Here is a 2,960-nt window from a genome sequence, read left to right as displayed (position 1 = left end):
CTGCGGGCCCGGGCGACTGACCCGCGGGGCCTGCGGGACCGGCTGAGGGCGCGCTGGCGTCCGCGTCCAGGCGCGGGCCGACGCCGAGCTTCTCCTTGATCTTCTTCTCGATCTCGTTGGCCAGGTCCTCGTTGTCGTGCAGGAAGGTCCGTGCGTTCTCCTTGCCCTGCCCGAGCTGGTCGCCCTCGTAGGTGTACCAGGCGCCCGCCTTGCGGACGATCCCCTGCTCGACACCGAGGTCGATGAGGCTGCCCTCGCGGCTGATCCCGATGCCGTACAGGATGTCGAACTCCGCGTTGCGGAACGGCGGGGCGAGCTTGTTCTTGACGACCTTGACGCGGGTCCTGTTGCCGACCGACTCCGTACCGTCCTTGAGCGTCTCGATCCTGCGGATGTCGAGGCGGACCGAGGCGTAGAACTTCAGCGCCTTACCGCCGCTGGTGGTCTCCGGCGAGCCGAACATGACGCCCACCTTCTCCCGCAGCTGGTTGATGAAGATGGCGGTGGTCTTGGTCTGGCTCAGCGCGCCGGTGATCTTGCGGAGCGCCTGGGACATGAGCCGCGCCTGGAGGCCGACGTGGCTGTCGCCCATCTCGCCCTCGATTTCGGCCTTGGGCACCAGCGCGGCGACCGAGTCGATGACCACGACGTCGATCGCGCCCGAGCGGATCAGCATGTCCATGATCTCCAGCGCCTGCTCGCCGGTGTCCGGCTGAGAGACGAGCAGCGCGTCGGTGTCCACGCCCAGCTTCTGGGCGTAGGCCGGGTCGAGCGCGTGCTCGGCGTCGATGAACGCGGCGATGCCGCCCGCCTTCTGCGCGTTCGCCAGGGCGTGCAGCGCCACGGTGGTCTTACCGCTGCTCTCCGGGCCGTATATCTCGACGATCCGGCCGCGCGGCAGCCCGCCGAGGCCCAGCGCCACGTCGAGGGCGATCGACCCCGTGGGGATCACGTCGATGGGTACCCGCGGATGATCGCCGAGCCGCATGACCGAGCCCTTGCCGAACTGCCGCTCGATCTGGACGAGTGCGGCCTCCAGAGCCTTATCCCTGTCACCGGCCCTTTCCGGGGCCGGCTTGCCGCTTGGTGCCATGAGGACTCCCTGCCGGGTTGTAGTTAGGTTCAGGTCGCCTACGCTACGCGCCACCACTGACATTTCCGGCAGCACCGCACGGACCAGCGAAAACGCGCTCCGGACCGCATACAACGGCCCCGACATGTCTACTATAGGGGAACGGTTATTCGAGCGCAGGCAAGACACGCCGGCTTGTTCGATTGAGGGACGACGGGAACCACGGGCCCGTTCGGGATAAAGGGGCTAGCGGAGGGAGTCGGGGACGTTGAACGTGTCGCACACGGCGCGCCAGACGACCTTCGGATCCTCGCCGTCGGCCAGCGCCTTGTTCACGGTACGCCCACCAAGGTTCGACAGAACGTAATCTTTCGCGAGGCTCTCGGCGTACACGTCACCGAACTGCTCTTTCATCCGCGCCCAGAATTCCGTCAGCCGCACGGCACCCAGGCTACCGGCCGCGGGCTCTCAAGGAACCCGCAGGTAACTCGGGCACGCTGAACCGGAATGCCACCGCCGCAGATGGGGAAGTTGAATATTAAGGGGCGCGTCAAGCGAGCGTCCGGCACCGCGAAGCAGGAGCAGCATGTCGTTGGAAGCCGCAGAGGGCGAGCCCGCTGAGCTGCCGGAAACCGCCGGGCACGCTGCCCCCGGCGATCCTGTTGAGCTGGACCCCGTAGAGCTCCCCGAGGAAGTCGAACCGACCGAGCTGGTCGGCCTGGCCGAGCCGGTCGACGAGGCCGAGGCGCTCGGGCCTGGGCACCGCCGCCGCGGCCTGCTGCTCGCCGCGGTGTTTGCCGTCGCCGCGCTGGCGATCGTCGGCGGCGCGATCGGCACCGTCGGCGCGCTCACCCACGGCTTCAAGAAACCCGTCACGATCAAGTACCACGAGTCCGCCGTCTTCAAGCTGCAGACGGGAGACTGCGTCAGCGTCCCGAACGGGCAGGTCGTCTCCGTGCTGCCCTGTTCCGCTCCGCATCAGGCGGAGGTGTTCGCCACGTTCGCGCTGCCGGCCTCGGCGTGGCCGGGGACGACCGCGGTGCGGAACGAGGCCAGCTCCGGCTGTGCCAGCCGGCTCACGGGGTACCTGAACCCGCAGCTCGCCATCAGCCTGGCGCAGTCGTACGTGTTCCCCAACCGGGTTGCCTGGACGGGAGGCACCAGGACGGTGATCTGCGAGGTGCAGGCGGTCAGCGGCCAGCTGACCCAATCCGTCCGCGGCGCCTCGTTACCTGTTGTTAAAACCTGCTGTTAAAAGCTGTCATGTTCTCGCCGAGGGTGGCGGCCACTATGCTGGCTGCCCTCTATGGACGACCGACTTCAGCCAGCTGACACCTTCCGCGTAGGTGCTCATGGCGGCTAACCCCGCACCCGGCGGCGCCGGCTTCGCGCAGCATGCCGTGCCACTGCGGGTGCTGCTGATCGAGGACGACGACGGCGACGCGTTCCTCGTGCAGGAACTGCTCGCTGAGGCGGACGCCGACGTGGTGATGGAGCGGGCGCGCTCGCTGGCTGACGCGCGGCGGCTCATCCCCGGCGCGGCGTGCGTGCTGCTCGACCTCGGCCTGCCCGACGCCCGCGGCCTGCAGGCACTGCGCTGGATGCTGCAGCATTACCCGGAGGCGGCGACCGTGGTGCTGACCGGGCTGACCGACGAGCACCTCGGCGAGCAGGCCGTGCGCGCCGGCGCGCAGGACTACCTGGTCAAGGGCGAGGTCTCCGGCGCGACCCTGCAGCGGGTCATCCGGTACGCGATGGAGCGCCGCCACTGGGACGAGACCCAGCGGCAGCTGCACACCGCGCGGATCAACGCGCGCGAGAACGCCCGGCTCGAGCACGGGCTGCTGCCGCAGCCGGTGCTGCGCGACCCGCGGCTGCGGGTGTCGGC

At 68.9% G+C, this 2,960-nt stretch carries 4 protein-coding genes; 2 read left to right on the top strand and 2 right to left on the bottom strand.

Annotation, left to right across the window (positions count from 1 at the left end; all coding sequences use genetic code 11):
* Both recA and WA805_RS29130 read right to left on the bottom strand, forming a co-directional pair.
* The coding region (gene recA, locus WA805_RS29135; RefSeq protein WP_425243922.1) for a recombinase RecA at positions 1–1,093 on the bottom strand (1,093 nt) is incomplete at its 3' end.
* A gap of 225 nt (positions 1,094–1,318) precedes the next feature.
* Positions 1,319–1,513 carry a DUF3046 domain-containing protein gene (locus WA805_RS29130; RefSeq protein ID WP_422276476.1) on the bottom strand — a complete coding sequence of 65 codons (195 nt, stop codon included), beginning with the start codon at positions 1,511–1,513 and terminating at the stop codon, positions 1,319–1,321.
* Between the two features lie 145 nt (positions 1,514–1,658).
* Here WA805_RS29130 and WA805_RS29125 point away from each other — a divergent pair, with 145 nt between their 5' ends.
* Complete coding sequence (locus WA805_RS29125) at positions 1,659–2,327, top strand: septum formation family protein (protein WP_422290490.1); 669 nt, start codon at positions 1,659–1,661, stop codon at positions 2,325–2,327.
* 97 nt (positions 2,328–2,424) lie between these two features.
* A partial coding sequence (locus WA805_RS29120) for a response regulator (protein WP_425243921.1) occupies positions 2,425–2,960 on the top strand: 536 nt, incomplete at its 3' end.

It is taken from the genome of Trebonia sp., assembly GCF_049794275.1.
Classification (GTDB): Bacteria; Actinomycetota; Actinomycetes; order Streptosporangiales; family Streptosporangiaceae; genus Trebonia.
This window is presented reverse-complemented; position numbering and strand designations above follow the sequence as displayed.

Coding starts and splice junctions, on each gene's coding strand:
- WA805_RS29125 (WP_422290490.1), top strand. CDS start 1,659: ATGTCGTTGGAAGCCGCAGAGGGCGAGCCCGCTGAGCTGCCGGAAACC.